The following is a 13,381-nucleotide window of genomic DNA, read 5'->3' on the forward strand; positions in this document are numbered from 1 at the left end:
GCCCGCTCGACGAGACGGCACCGCGGATCGAGAAGGGCCCCGAATGCGCAGCGTGTCAGACCAGAACATCGCCGAACAGGTCGCAGACGAGCTGCGCTCGGCCATCCACTCCGGAGAGCTCGCCCCCGGCGAACGCCTCGTCGAGCGCAAACTCGCCGACCGGCTCGGCGTCAGCCACATCCCGGTGCGCGAGGCACTCACGCGCCTCGCCGAGGAGCGCCTCATCACGCGCGAACCCCGCCGCGGCGCCAGGGTCGCACAGCTGAGCGCACAAGACCTCGAAGAGATCTCGAGTCTGCGGATCGTGCTCGAGCAGTTCATGGCGATCCGCGTGCAGGAGCGGTGGGATGAGGAGTCCGCCGCCCGGCTCGGCGCGATCATCCAGGCGATGTCGGATGCCGCGCCCGGTGACATCGACGAGGTGCTGCGCCAAGACCGGCTCTTCCACGAGACACTCGCCGACCTCGCCGAGCACCGCTTCCTCGACGAGGTGAGCGGGCAGTTGCGCGGTCGCATCACCGGCTTCCTGCACGCTGCCAACGCAGCGCTCGATCCCGCAGAGCAGGAGGAACACGTGCGCAGCCATCAGCAGATCGTCGACGCCATCGCGAGCGGAGACCCCGACCGCGCGCAGGCGGTGATCGCCGAACACGTGACCAGGGCGGTCAAGCGCATCACGCCGACGGCCGACTGAGCACGCCATGACCGCGCAGACGATCATCATCACCGGAGCATCGGACGGGATCGGAGCGGCGGCCGCGCGCCAGCTCGCTTCTTCGCCGCATCGCCTCATCCTGATCGGCCGGTCCGTCGAGAAGACCCGCGCCGTCGCCGAGGAGACCGGAGCGGAATGGTTCACGGCCGACTTCGCTCGCCTCGACGATGTGCGGGAGCTGGCCGGGGAGATCACGGAAGCGGTCGGCGACGACGGCATCCACGTTCTGGCGAACAACGCGGGCGGAATCTTCGGAGATCGAACCCCGACGGTCGACGGGTTCGAGAAGACGATGCAGGTCAACCACCTGGCACCGTTCCTCCTCACGAACCTGCTGCTGCCGCAGCTGTTGCAGGCCGAAGGCACGGTCATCAACACCTCGAGCATCGCCCACCGCCTGTTCGGCCACCTCGACGTCGACGACCTCGACAACTCCCGCCACTTCAGTCCGAACAAGGCCTACGGCGACGCGAAGCTCGCGAACGTGCTGTTCGCGAAGAGCCTGCACACGAAGTTCCACGCCCAGGGGTTGAGCGCTGTCGCATTCCACCCCGGCACGGTGCGGACGAACTTCGCCGCGGAGTCGTCGAGCATCATGCGAGTGCTCTACCGCACGCCGCTCAAGCACGTCATGCTCATCGGCCCGGACAAGGGCGGAGCCACGCTGCGCTGGTTCATCGAGGGCACCCCCGACGAGACCTGGTTCTCCGGGGGCTACTACGACGAGCGCCAGCTCACCACGAAGGTCAACCCGCAGGCGAACGACGCCGATCTCGCCGAGGCGCTGTGGCAGCGCAGCATCGAGCTCGTCGGACTGCCTTCGAACTGAGCGCTGTCCCCGCGATGAGGAGTTTCCTGAGGGTCGGGCCCGTTCTCTTCGAACCGACATATACTTGCCGCGGAAAGTAACCAGGTTTTCCGACGACCCACCGACGGCAGGAGCCACCTCATGACCGAAACGATGCGCGCGATCGTCCTCGACGAGCCGGGACCAGCGGAGTCGCTCACGATCAGGGAACTCCCGATCCCCACCCCGCGCGACGGGTGGGTGCTGATCCAGGTCAAGGCATTCGGCCTGAATCGCTCAGAGCTCCACACCCGACTCGGGTTGGCATCGGGCGTCACCTTCCCCCGCGTGCTCGGTATCGAGGCGACGGGCGTGGTCGTCGAAGCCCCCGGCGGAGAGTTCACCCCCGGACAGCAGGTCGTGGCGATGATGGGCGACATGGGTCGCACCTACGACGGCGGGTACGCCGAGTACACCTGCGTTCCCGCAACCCAGGTCATCGCGTTCGAGAGCGACTTGGACTGGAGCATCCTCGGCGCTGTCCCTGAGATGCTGCAGACCTCGCACGGATCCCTCACCGTGGGGCTCGACGCCCAGCCCGGCCAGTCGATCCTGATCCGCGGCGGCACCTCCTCCATCGGCATGGCGACCGCGGTGCTCGCGAAGCAGCGCGGGATGACCGTGTTCTCCACCACACGCAACCCGAACAAGGCAGACGCCCTCACCGCGATCGGCGTCGACCACGTGCTCATCGACGACGGCGACGTGCAGGCGCAGGTCAGGGCGATCCTCCCCGACGGCGTCGACACGGCCCTCGAGCTGGTCGGAACGCCGACCCTCCCCGACACGCTCCGCTCGACCCGCGTGCACGGCGTCGTCTGCTTCACCGGGATGCTGTCGAACGAGTGGACCGTGAAGGACTTCTACCCGATCGAGTACATCCCCCGCGGCGTGCGCCTCAGCGCGTACGGCGGAGGTGCGGCCGACCTGCCTCCGACCGTGCTCCAGGGCTTCCTCGATGCGGTCGCGGCAGGCGACGCCACCGTGCCGATCGACCGGGTCTACGCGTTCGACCAGATCGCCGAGGCCCACACCGCGATGGAGCAGGGCACCGCCGCTGGCAAGCTCGTCGTGGTGACCGGCCTCTGACCCACCCCCGTCCCAGTCCAGCCCGCCCCGAGTGCACGGGTTCTCGCCGAGTGCACGGCTTCCTCATGTCGAGAAGCCGTGCACTCGGCTGCATCCCGTGCACTCGCGCCCAGAAACACACTCGCGCCCGAAAACGCGCGCCGGGGTCAGACCGCGAGGTTCGCGGTGTCGACGACGCGAGGGCCCTCGGCGGGGAAGGCCGTGCGAGTCACACCCGACTCCACGTTGCCGGTGTGCAACAGGGTGGACGACGCGCCGAACGCGGCATCCGTCAGCTCCAGCGCCCCGCCCTCGAAGCGGTTGCCGACCGCGCGATAGTGGGTCGCGCCCTTCGTGACCGAGACGTGCGTGGCCGCCCCCTCCGCGCGGAAGGTACTGTCGGACAGCGTCAGGTGCAGCTCGCCGTCGCCGGTCCGCGAGACACCGGTTCCGCCCTTGATCGCGACGTCCGATCCCGAGACCTCCACCGCCTGCCGCTCTCCTCGTGCCGCCGCGATGCGGGCGTTGCGGAGCGTCGACCCCTCGAACCGCAGTCGCTCCGATGACGACACGATGGGTGCCGCGTCGTCTGCGGCGGTGAGGGTCGATCCGCGGAACGTGACCGCTCCCGCCCCCGCGATCTTCATGCCGCCGACCCGATCGAGCACGGTGTCGACGAACGTGACGGGCGTCTTCACCGTGGCGTTGGTGAGCTCGCCGGGAGCGACGAACGTGAAGTGCGAGTCGGCGATCACGGTCGGCCGTGCCGAGTTGTCGGAGGCCTGGGTGATCACGAGGGTGTCGGATGCCGTGCACCCGCGCAGCTGCGCGCCGTCGGCGTTGATCCACAGCATCCCCGACCCCGCGAGCGAGGGCTTGCCGATCACCTGCACGTCTTCGAGGGTGAGGTCGGTGATGCGCACGCGGGCGACGAACCACGAGCACACATGCTTGCGCACCGTGATGCGCTTGGCTGCAGAACCCCAGGCCGCCCCGGAGTTCGCGAAGGTCATGAGCCCCGAGTTGCCGGTGTAGGTGAGGTCGTGCTCGTACTGCCCGTGCGTGACGAACGGACCCTGGTCGTCGCCGTCGCCGTGGCAGTTCTCGACCAGGCAGTAGGCACTCGCGGTGAAGTCGTTCAGGTGCCGGGCGTTCGCGGTGTGGCAGTTGGCGACGTATCCGTAGAGGCAGTAGATCTGCTGCGTCAGGTAGCCGGCACCGCCCCAGGTGACCGAGGTCGGGTTCTTCAGCGTGCAGCTCACGGTCGAGTAGTAGGTGTTCCACCGGCGCTGGATGAGCGGCCAGAACGTGCCGGTGCCGTCGATGTGGTCGACGTCGCAGCGCACCGCGTACTCGAAGGCCAGCGGGTGCGAGCCGGTGTACTCGTCGGTGCCGGTGCCGAGGAACTTCAGGTTCGACACCGTCACGTCCTGCACTGGAACGACCCGGCGCCACGTCATCGTGCGGTCTTTGCCGAGCGGCCAGCCGTTCTTGTAGTTGATGCGGATGTGCGTGCCGTCGACGATCTGGGTGACCTGCACCATCCGCTGCAGCTCGCGCTCCCAGCGACCCGACAGCGCGTTCACCTCCGCCGCGTACCAGTCGCCGACCGCGAAGAACGAGGAGTCGGCCACCGGGAAGACGTCCCCGAGATCCGGCACGACCTCTCCGAGCTTCGCCTCGTGCACGGAATCGGTCACCTCGCCGCGGAAGAACATGACCGCCGCGAACGGATCGTCCTTGCCGGCGTTCTCGATGCCCGCGGTCGTCATCAGGTGCCCGCCGAAGTCGAACGCGATGCCCGACCGGGAGAACTTGTGGCGGCGCACGAAGTTGAGAGGGCTGTGCCCCTCGATGCGGTGGATGCTCGCGTCGTTCACCATGGCGTCGAGTGCGTCGTCGGCGTTGACGCTCGCATCCATGATCCCGAACATCCGGAAGTCCACGACCCCGTCATGCACGAGCAGCCAGGCACCGCCCTTGGGGGCTCCGAGCACCGTGCCGCCGTTCGCCGCGGGAGCATCCTTCTTCACGAAGCGGTACAGCCCCGCACCGCCGTCGCCTGCCGTCGCGTACCCTGCCGTGCGCGCGAGGTCGCCGTCCTTGCCCTTGCGCGATACGAGCGCGGTCGCCGTGCCGGCGTTGGCCACTGACGACGATCCCGAATTGCCCTGCGTCGCGATGGGACCGGCGGCCTGCGCGGGGGTCTGCGCACTGACGGCCACCACACCGCCGATCGCCGCCGCGCCAAATCCGGCGAGCAGCATGCGCCTGCTGCGCAGAGCAGCGGTCTCGTTCCTCTCCTGCGGGTTGATCTCCTGCGGGGCCTTGCTCATCTTCTGGGTCATGCTCATCCTCCTTGCGGCGTCATCGCCGCGGTCAGGCGTCCGGTCATTCGGCCGGGCCGCATCATCCGATCGATCCCCAGTCCCCAGTGCTGTCTCCGAGCAAGTGCTCAGAAGTAGTCGCCCGCCGTGAAGTGGCGAATGCCGTGCACTCGCGCCTCGCGCCGCAGCGGACGGATCATCCCGGTACGGTCGTCCTGCCGCACGGCCTCGGGCGCGAAGGCGCGGAGCGCCCGATCCTCATCCGGCAGCGCGGGGACGGCGAGATCGCACGACGTCACCCCGGCGGATGCCCAGTCCGCGGCGATCGCGGAGAGCAGGTCGTCGCGCACTCCGTCGGCGTCGGCCTCGATGCCGGGGAGCACTGCGCTCTCCAGGAGCATGCCGACGTCGCCTCGGTGCTCGGCGACCGCGTAGCCGACGACCGTCGAGCCCTCGGTCCGGCGATAGAGGATCGCGCCCCTCAAACGCACCTCGGCCATCGCGATGTCACGATCGCCACGCACCGGAGCCAGCACGACTCGACCTGCGCGCGAACGCTCGTAGACCTCGCGCAGCGGACGGAAGCTGCCGAGCCCGACCGTCTCGCGCACGACCTGATCCGTTGTCCGCGCCGGCACGGGAGCATGCCAGGGCCCGGTCAGAGTCCGCGCCATCGAGAAGGTCTCGAAGTCACTCGAGCGATACACCTCCGGGGTGCCCGTGAACAGCAGCGCCCAGTCCGCCTCGTGCGCCGACTGCAATGTCGCAGCCACGAGCCGACGGGCGAGACCGTGCCCCCTGGCGCGCTCGGCGACCGCGACGCTGCCGATCGCATGCACCTCGGCGACGCCATCGGACTCACGCAGCCGCTTGGGCAGGCCGTAGATCGAACCGCACAGGCCGTCTTCGTCTTCGGCCACGAGCGTGTGCACGAGCCGTTCGGGGTCGATGAGCCACTGGTCGGGAGCGAGTGGAGGGGTGAACGCCGTCGCCCACAGTGCCGTGAGCTCGGCCTGATCCTCAGCGCGTGCCCGACGGATCATCGCGTCGCTCATGCCTCACCCCGCGCGATCTCGGCGGCACGAATCGTATTCGCCACGACGGTCTGCGCCTCGTGCCAGGGAGCCACGGTCGCCCCGTGCGGCGCCGCATCGAGCAGGGCACGGATCAGGCCGCGGAAGCCCAGCGCCGCGTTCGCGTCATCGCCATCCGCATCGAGTGCGACCGAATGGATGCCGGTGGCCGTCACCACATCCACCGCGTACGCGTCCGCGCCCGGCACACCGGTGACCAGAACCTGCACCGGGACCTCGCGCTCCGCACCCGGAACCCGCAGCAGGCCTTCGATGCCGGCGGCATCCTCCGATGTGGTGGCTGATCCGTCGCGCGTGCGCGTCCAGCCCGATCCCGAGACGAGCACAGCCCCCGGCAGCAGCACGTCGAGCATCTCCCATGCGTGCACCCCGACCGTCACGGCGGTGCCTCCGCCGAGCTGCGGATCGTCCTGCCACGCGCGATCCGGTACCTGGAATGCCGCGTTGTCGTGCTGCGCGTGCACGCGGAGCGCGAGGACATCGTCGACCGTGACCTCCCGGACAAGAGCCCTGAGCGCAGGGGCGAAGCGGAGGACGGAACTCGTGCCGACGGGCACGGAGGATGCCGCGAGCGCGCGGTCGACCTCGATGATCTGAGCGGCCGTCGCCGCGATGACCTTGTTCACGAAGACCGGAGCCTGCCCGCCGCCGAGCGCACGGAGGAGGGGACCGACCTCGTGCGGACGCGGCGTCGCGATGACGAGGTCGGGCCGGAGCGCCGCCAACCCGCCCACGGAGGCCACCGCCGCCCCGCCGAAACGTGCCGCGAACTCGCCCGCAGCCGCCGCATCCGCATCGTGCACCCCCACGACCTCGGCACCGAGCGCTCGAACGTTCGTGGCGTCGGTGTACGGGTGCGAGTGCGCGAGTCCGGCGAAGGCCACGCGCAGCGGCGTGCCGGTCATGCCATCGAAGACAGCTGGTCGCGGGAGACGGTGTGTGCGAGGGAACGCCCCGCGGCGAAGGCCTCGACCTCGTCGGCGACGATCCGCCCCTGACGCAGTCGTCCCTGACTCGTGCCCGCCGCCCGGTGCGGGGTGACCAGCACGCCGGGCAGCGTCCGGAACGGGCTGTCCACGGCGAACGGCTCCTCGTCGAAAACGTCGATCGCCGCGCTGAGCCGGCCGCGCTGGAGTTCCTCGATCAGCGCGGCCTCGTCGACGAGCCAGGATCGCGCGGTGTTCACGAGCCCCGCGCCGTCGCGCATGAGGGCGAGCTCGCGGCGACCGATCAGGTGGTGGGTCTCGGGCAGCGTGGGAGCGTGCACGGCGACGATCTGCGCGCGCGCCAGGGCTTCGTCGAGCGGCAGAAGCTCGGCCCCCAATGCTGCAGCGGCGGCGGCATCGATCGTCGGGTCGACCAGCAGTGGCACGGCGCCGAGTGCGCGGATCAGTTCGAGGTATGCCCGGCCGGTGCGAGAGGCTCCGATCACGGCGATGGGTGTGTCGAGGATCTCGCGCTGCACGCCCACGGCATCCGCGTCGTACCAGCCGTCGCCCGCGCGCAGCGCGTTGTGCATCTCGGGCACCCGGTGCAGCAGCGCGAGCGTGAAGGTCAACGACACCTCCGCGACCGGCCGCGCCATGCCCGCACCCGCCTGGGTCACGACGACACCGCGATCGAACAGCTCATCGGTCGCGAAGGGCTTGATGGTGGCGCCGGTGTGCGCGATGAGTTCGAGCTTCGGCAGCGATGCGAGCACCGAGGCGTCGAAGGGGCCGACACCCCAGCTCGTGATGACGATGCGTGCTTCGCCGAGCTCCGCCTGCGTGAGACGGTCGACGCGCACGAATGAGCCTCCGAGACGAGCGGCGACCGCACGCAGGCGCTCGGCATCCTCGCCCGAGAAGAACTCCGCGAAGAGCTCTTCCGAGACGACCGCGACCACGGTCGGCGCACTCATCTCGACACTCATCTCAACACTCATCTCAACGCTCACCTCAACCAGGCCTCGAGGTTCTCGGCGATGAAGGCGTCGTCGTTCAGGTCGGGATACGCGTGGCGCACCCGCTCGATCTCCTCGGCCTGACCGGGCGAGAGGCCCTCAGCGGGGTCGAGGCACCAGACGCCGTCGAGCAGACCCTGTTGGCGCAGCATCTCGTGCACGCCGGCGATCACTCCGGCGAAGTCGTTGCCCGGGTCGAACACCGCCTGGTTCACGTCGACCATGTCAGAGGCGACGAGTCCCAGCTCGCGGTAGGCGTCTTCGTCTCCGTCCATCGCCCGCTGCGCGCGTTCGAGGAGTGAGACCGCCGCCCGGGTGCCGACGGCCCACTGGCCGAGCAGCCCTCCGACGAAGCGCAGCGTGCGCGCACCGGAGGGCGACTCCACGTGGAACTCGGAGAGCAGGTCGGCCACGATCGCGTCGTCGTTGCCGGTGTAGAGCGCGATCTCGTCGGCCCGACCCGAGGCCGCGACCCCGCGCACCAGCTCGAGCGTGCGGTAGCGGTCGAAGGGCGCGGCCTTGACCGCGACGACGGCCGGGATCGAGGCGAACTCGCGCCAGAAGTCCCGGTCGAGCACGGGTCCGCCGATCGCGGTCTGCAGGTAGAAGCCGACCACCGGCAGCACCTCACCCACGGCACGGGCGCGTTCGAGCAGGGCGCGCTCGTCGGCTCCGGCGACACGAGGACTCACCAGCACGGCGTCGTAGCCGAGGTCGCGGGCGAGCTCGGCCTCGGCCACCGCCTGGGCCGTGCCACCGGCCACACCGGCGATGCGCACCACGTCGGCATCCGCGCGGGCATCCAACTCCTCTGCGGCGAGCGCGAGCACGGGCTCGAACAGAGCGTGCTCGGGGTCGCGGATCTCGAACTGGGTCGTATGCACCCCGACGGCGATGCCCCCGGCACCCGCGTCGAGGTAATACCGGGTGAGGGCGCGCTGGCGGCGTTCGTCGATCCGCCGCTCTGCGGTCAGCGCGAGCGGGTGCGCCGGGATCACGGCCCCGCGGGCGAGGGTGGCTGCGGCCTCCGGTCGCAGGGTGGGAACCGCCATCAGAACTTCCCGTCCCGCACGGCCCACTTGGTCGGCTTGGCGATCATCGGGAGGCCCTTCTCGATCCACCCGGCCTGCATGCCGATCAGGGTCTCGGCCGAGACGGACGGGTAGCCGAACAGCGCCATGCAGCGACGTGCATCGCTGAGCAGCGCGGTGGGCTGCGGCTCGTCGACGATCTCGACCTCGCGGTCGAACAGGGTGCCGAAGCGGCGGGCGATCGATTCGACGCTCAGCAGCTCGGGGCCGGTGAGGTTGATCGTGAACGGGGCGGTCGAGGCATGCACGAGGCTGCGGAGCACGACCTCGTTCGCGTAGCCCTGCCAGATCACGTTGACGTTGGCCGTGGCGACCGAGACGGGCTGCCCCGCGTGCACGGCGCTGCCGATGTCGGCGAGCACGCCGTAACGCAGGTCGACGGCGTAGTTCAGGCGGATGATGGCGACCTTGGTGCCGCGCTCCTGGGCGCCGAACTCGAACACCCGCTCGCGTCCGAGGCACGACTGCGCGTACTCGCCGATCGGCGCGGGCTGCACCTCTTCGGATGCTCCGCCGGACGAGGCGGGCAGGAACGGATAGACGTTGCCGGTCGACAGCACCGAGATCGCACTGTCGCGGTAGCGGCGGGCGACACGATCGGGCAGGGCGGCGTTGACCTCCCAGGCCCAGGAGGCGTTGGTTGCAGCGCCGAACTTCGCGCCGACCATGAAGACCACGTTCGGGGCATCCGGCAGCGATGCGAAGTCGTCGTTCTCGATCAGGTCGAACGAGACGACCTTCACGCCCGCGGCCTCCAGACGCTCGCGGATCGCGGCGTCGCCGAACCGGGAGACGGCGTAGACCGCATCGTCCTTGCGCCCGGCGGCATCCATTCCGCGGCGGGCGAGCATCGCGAGCGTCGGGCCCATCTTGCCGCCCGCACCGAGGATCACGAGGTCGCCCGCCCCGCGCGAGAGGTCGTCGATCAGGCCGGCGCTCGGTGTGGCGAGCGCCTCCTCGAGATCGGCTTCCGAAGTGAAACTGTGCTGAGTCATGTCGTGCTTTCCCTTCTTCTCAGCCCTTGATGCCCGTACCGGCCACGCCCTCCTGCACGTACCGCTGAGCGATGAGGTACGCGAGGAAGATGGGCAGCAGAGCCACGACGGATCCGGCGAGCATGGTGCTCAGCGGGACGTTCTGCTGCTGCAGCGACGAGATGCCGACGGTGAGTGTGAACATCGCATTGGACTTCGCGATGATGAGCGGCCACAGGAAGTCGTTCCAGTGCCACAGGAAGACGAAGATGCCCAGCGTCGCCAGGATCGGCTTGCACAGCGGCAGCACGATCCGCAGGAAGATGCGGAACTCCCCCGCGCCGTCGATGCGCGCGGCCTCGAACAGCTCGTCGGGGAGGCCCGAGATGAACTGGCGCATGAGGAACACGGCCTGTGCGTTCGCCAGCGACGGCAGGATCAGGCCCCAGTAGGTGTCGACGCCGCCGAGGTTCGCCATCAGGATGAACGTCGGGATGAGGGTGACGTGGAACGGGACCATCACCATCGCGAGGAACGACCAGAACATCACCTCTTTGCCGCGGAAGCGCTTCTTGGCGAAGGCGTAGCCGGCGAGCGCCGAGAGGAACAGCACCGCGACGACCGAGACGAGCGAGTAGATGAGGGTGTTGCCGAGCCAGCCGAGGATGTTCTGTCCGGCGAGCACCTGCTCGTAGGCATCGAACGAGATGTCCTGGAAGGGCAGCAGGGAACCCGGGAGCTCGACGACCATGCCGGGCTTCAGGCTCAGCACGACCATCGCATAGAAGGGGAAGAAGCTGAGGATGCCGGCCAGGCTCAGCCAGATCCACCGGCCGACGACCCCCCAGCCGGTGGGCTGGAGCGCGCGGTAGGCACGACGCTGCTTGTTCGACATCTTCGGCGGCGTCGCCGGCGTCTGGGTCGGAGGCTGCAACAGAGCGGTCATTTCTGCTTTCCGATCACCAGGCGCTGGATGAGCGCGACGACGAGGGTCATGATGAACAGGGCCACACCGATGGCGGCCGCGTAGCCGTAGTCGAAGTAGCGGAAGCCCTGGTCGTAGAGCATGTAGACGAGCGAGTAGCTGGCGTTCGCGGGCCCGCCCTGGGTCATCACGTAGATGACGTCGAAGACCTGGAACGCGGCCGTCGTCTCGATCACCGCCAGGAAGAAGAACGTCGGCCGCAGCACCGGGAGGATGATGTACCGGAAGCGCTGCCAGGCGTTGGCGCCGTCCATCAGGGCCGCCTCCTCGAGCTCGCGCGGCACATCCTGCAAGGCGGCGATGAGGATCATCATCCCGTAGCCGAACCGCGACCAGACGCCGACGACGACGATCGCGGGGATCACGAGAACGGTGCTGCCGAGCCAGGATCCACCGAGACCCAGCGGCGTCATCAGCGCCGACCAGGGTCCGTTCGCGGAGAAGATCCAGACGAAGATCGACCCGGCCAGCACCAGCGAGGTGATGACGGGGAGGAAGAAGATCGAGCGGAAGAAGCGCGCGCCCCGGAAGGCCCGACGCACACCGAGGGCCATCACGGTGGAGAGCACGAGCGCGATCGGCACTGCGAACACCGTGTAGATGAGGGTGGTGCCCATCGCCCGCCAGAACAGCGGGTCGGCGACCATGCGCTGGAAGTGGTCGAGACCCCGCCAGGAGATCTCGCCGGTGATGTCGTAGTCGAAGAAGCTCAGCGCGACGCCCACGATGCTCGGGCCGAAGCGGAAGGCGATGAACAGGAGGAAGGCGGGGAGCACGAACAGGAACGCGATGCGCGCCTCTCGTCGTGCGAGCACCCGCGTGACCCGCCCTGCGGGCTTCTTCGCCGTGGTTGCCGTCGTCATCAGTGATACCTCACGTGGGGGGGGTGAAGGGGTGCGGGGGCATACGGAGTTCGGGCTCCGCATGCCCCCGGGGTGTTACTTCTCGACCAGCTACTTCTTGATCAGCGGTGCCGCAGCTGTCGCGGCATCCTTCAGCGCGTCCTCCGGAGACTTGTCTCCGAGGAGTGCGGCCTGGATCTCCGGCGCGAGCACGCCCATCAGCGCGCGCGACGAGGCGTTGAGTTCGCCCACCGTGGTGTCGGGAACGTACTTCTCGACCTCGCCGAGCAGCGGGTCATCCGCGTACAGCGGCTCGGTGGTGCTGAGCGCCGAGAAGAAGCCGGCGGCCTTCAGGTACGGCTCGACCACGTCGGCGCCGGTCGCGAACTCCGCGAACTTCGCCGCGGCATCCTGCGCCTTGGAGCCCTTGAGCACCGAGAGCGAGCCGACCGTGCCGTAGGCCACCGTCTCCTTGTCGGTCAGCGGTGCGAGGACCTTCACGTTCTCCTCGCCCCAGAAGGGCAAGACCTCGGGGACCGCGTTGTTCCAGGTGCAGCCGACCTTGCCCTGCGCGATGGCGGTCTGCTCGAGCGGCACGTTCGTGGTGAGCGCCTCGGGGTCGAGGGCGCCGGCGTCGGCCAGGTCGGTGAGGAAGGTGAGCGCCTGCTCGCCGGCCTTGCTGTCGAAGCCGACGTCGCCGTCCTTCGTGTAGACCTCGCCACCGGCCTGCCACAGCAGCGGGTAGTAGGTGAGGTTGAGGGTGTTCTCGGCCGACGCCGGGTAGTTCAGGGCGTACATGCCCTTCTCCGTGAACTTGGGGGCCATCTCCTTGATGTCGTCCCAGGTCTCGGGGTACTCGGTGACGCCGGCGGCTTCGAAGGCTGCGGCGTTGCAGATGAGGGGCTGGGCACTGGTGAGGATCGGTGCACCGAGGATGTCGCCGTCGAGCGTGACCGACTTCTTCACGTTCGGCAGCAGGTCGCCCTGGCGCTCCTCGCTCAGCAGATCGTTGAGCGGGGCGATCGACTTCTGGTACGCGGCGAGCTGGTCGGGGATCAGGTAGACGACGTCGGGGCCCTTGCCGGCCGCGATCGCGGTCTGGAGAGCCTCGTCGCGGTTCGCCCACGGGAAGATCTCGTACTTGACGTTGATGTTCTCGTTCTGCTTCTCGAAGTCGGCGATCGTCGAGTCCCAGAAGTCCTTGTGCACCGCCTCATCGGCGATGACCGGGTAGAGCCAGACGGTGATGTCCTGCTCGCCCTCTGCGGTGTTGCCTCCGCCGGCCGAACATCCGGCCAACAGGGTGGCGGCCGCGATTCCCGCGACGACGCCGGTGATCTTGCTGACGCGCATGGTGCTCCTTTGCTTATACCGTGCTGAGTACGGTTCATTATGACACTGCAATGGGATAATTCGTCAAGCACAAGTTCTCAGAGCCGTGTTTCAGCCGTGTTTCTCGTTCGAGAACAACAAAGCTTGATCTGAGAATTGGG

General features: G+C 68.6%; 12 protein-coding genes. 3 read left to right on the forward strand and 9 right to left on the reverse strand.

Annotated elements, in window-relative coordinates; translation table 11 throughout:
• Positions 1–43: 43 nt before the first annotated feature.
• The 3 genes from ACIQTX_RS00340 to ACIQTX_RS00350 all read left to right on the forward strand — a co-directional run bounded on the left by ACIQTX_RS00340 (position 44) and on the right by ACIQTX_RS00350 (position 2,651).
• Complete coding sequence (locus tag ACIQTX_RS00340) at positions 44–694, forward strand: GntR family transcriptional regulator (RefSeq protein ID WP_105528417.1); 651 nt, start codon at positions 44–46, stop codon at positions 692–694.
• Between the two features lie 7 nt (positions 695–701).
• Positions 702–1,544: an SDR family NAD(P)-dependent oxidoreductase gene (locus ACIQTX_RS00345; RefSeq protein ID WP_402967400.1), complete on the forward strand. Its 843-nt coding sequence runs from the start codon at positions 702–704 to the stop codon at positions 1,542–1,544.
• Between the two features lie 120 nt (positions 1,545–1,664).
• Entirely contained in the window at positions 1,665–2,651 is a 987-nt protein-coding gene (locus tag ACIQTX_RS00350; protein WP_402967403.1) for a zinc-binding alcohol dehydrogenase family protein, read from the forward strand.
• Positions 2,652–2,797: 146 nt separating this feature from the next.
• On the opposite strand, the gene ACIQTX_RS00355 is transcribed toward ACIQTX_RS00350, so the two are convergent.
• The 9 genes from ACIQTX_RS00355 to ACIQTX_RS00395 form a co-directional block, all read right to left on the reverse strand.
• Positions 2,798–4,978, reverse strand: coding sequence for a peptidase C14 (locus ACIQTX_RS00355; RefSeq protein ID WP_402967406.1), 2,181 nt, complete (start codon positions 4,976–4,978; stop codon positions 2,798–2,800).
• A 107-nt stretch (positions 4,979–5,085) separates the two neighbouring features.
• Positions 5,086–6,012, reverse strand: coding sequence for a GNAT family N-acetyltransferase (locus tag ACIQTX_RS00360; RefSeq protein WP_402967409.1), 927 nt, complete (start codon positions 6,010–6,012; stop codon positions 5,086–5,088).
• Entirely contained in the window at positions 6,009–6,956 is a 948-nt protein-coding gene (locus tag ACIQTX_RS00365) for a hypothetical protein (RefSeq protein WP_402967412.1), read from the reverse strand. The genes ACIQTX_RS00360 and ACIQTX_RS00365 overlap by 4 nt, the downstream gene beginning before the upstream one ends.
• Entirely contained in the window at positions 6,953–7,966 is a 1,014-nt protein-coding gene (locus ACIQTX_RS00370) for a hydroxyacid dehydrogenase (RefSeq protein WP_402967415.1), read from the reverse strand. The genes ACIQTX_RS00365 and ACIQTX_RS00370 overlap by 4 nt, the downstream gene beginning before the upstream one ends.
• Before the next feature lie 20 nt (positions 7,967–7,986).
• Positions 7,987–9,048, reverse strand: a complete 1,062-nt coding sequence (locus ACIQTX_RS00375) for a dihydrodipicolinate synthase family protein (protein ID WP_402967418.1) — start codon at positions 9,046–9,048, stop codon at positions 7,987–7,989.
• On the reverse strand, positions 9,048–10,082 hold the full coding sequence (locus ACIQTX_RS00380; protein WP_402967421.1) for an NAD-dependent epimerase/dehydratase family protein: 1,035 nt from the start codon (positions 10,080–10,082) through the stop codon (positions 9,048–9,050). Before ACIQTX_RS00380 ends, ACIQTX_RS00375 begins: the two co-directional genes overlap by 1 nt.
• A 19-nt stretch (positions 10,083–10,101) precedes the next feature.
• Entirely contained in the window at positions 10,102–11,007 is a 906-nt protein-coding gene (locus tag ACIQTX_RS00385) for a carbohydrate ABC transporter permease (RefSeq protein ID WP_028501396.1), read from the reverse strand.
• Entirely contained in the window at positions 11,004–11,909 is a 906-nt protein-coding gene (locus ACIQTX_RS00390; protein WP_402967425.1) for a carbohydrate ABC transporter permease, read from the reverse strand. The genes ACIQTX_RS00385 and ACIQTX_RS00390 overlap by 4 nt, the downstream gene beginning before the upstream one ends.
• A gap of 90 nt (positions 11,910–11,999) precedes the next feature.
• Entirely contained in the window at positions 12,000–13,241 is a 1,242-nt protein-coding gene (locus tag ACIQTX_RS00395) for an ABC transporter substrate-binding protein (RefSeq protein WP_105528158.1), read from the reverse strand.
• Between the last annotated feature and the right edge of the window lie 140 nt (positions 13,242–13,381).

This window comes from Microbacterium sp. NPDC090281, assembly GCF_044769635.1.
In the GTDB taxonomy this organism is placed as follows: Bacteria; Actinomycetota; Actinomycetes; order Actinomycetales; family Microbacteriaceae; genus Microbacterium.

Bases quoted from the DNA above. Each gene is read 5' to 3' on its own strand.
- ACIQTX_RS00340 (WP_105528417.1), top strand. From the start codon at position 44: ATGCGCAGCGTGTCAGACCAGAACATCGCCGAACAGGTCGCAGACGAG.
- ACIQTX_RS00345 (WP_402967400.1), top strand. From the start codon at position 702: ATGACCGCGCAGACGATCATCATCACCGGAGCATCGGACGGGATCGGA.
- ACIQTX_RS00350 (WP_402967403.1), top strand. From the start codon at position 1,665: ATGACCGAAACGATGCGCGCGATCGTCCTCGACGAGCCGGGACCAGCG.
- ACIQTX_RS00355 (WP_402967406.1), bottom strand. From the start codon at position 4,978: ATGACCCAGAAGATGAGCAAGGCCCCGCAGGAGATCAACCCGCAGGAG.
- ACIQTX_RS00360 (WP_402967409.1), bottom strand. From the start codon at position 6,012: ATGAGCGACGCGATGATCCGTCGGGCACGCGCTGAGGATCAGGCCGAG.
- ACIQTX_RS00365 (WP_402967412.1), bottom strand. From the start codon at position 6,956: ATGACCGGCACGCCGCTGCGCGTGGCCTTCGCCGGACTCGCGCACTCG.
- ACIQTX_RS00370 (WP_402967415.1), bottom strand. From the start codon at position 7,966: ATGAGTGTCGAGATGAGTGCGCCGACCGTGGTCGCGGTCGTCTCGGAA.
- ACIQTX_RS00375 (WP_402967418.1), bottom strand. From the start codon at position 9,048: ATGGCGGTTCCCACCCTGCGACCGGAGGCCGCAGCCACCCTCGCCCGC.
- ACIQTX_RS00380 (WP_402967421.1), bottom strand. From the start codon at position 10,082: ATGACTCAGCACAGTTTCACTTCGGAAGCCGATCTCGAGGAGGCGCTC.
- ACIQTX_RS00385 (WP_028501396.1), bottom strand. From the start codon at position 11,007: ATGACCGCTCTGTTGCAGCCTCCGACCCAGACGCCGGCGACGCCGCCG.
- ACIQTX_RS00390 (WP_402967425.1), bottom strand. From the start codon at position 11,909: ATGACGACGGCAACCACGGCGAAGAAGCCCGCAGGGCGGGTCACGCGG.
- ACIQTX_RS00395 (WP_105528158.1), bottom strand. From the start codon at position 13,241: ATGCGCGTCAGCAAGATCACCGGCGTCGTCGCGGGAATCGCGGCCGCC.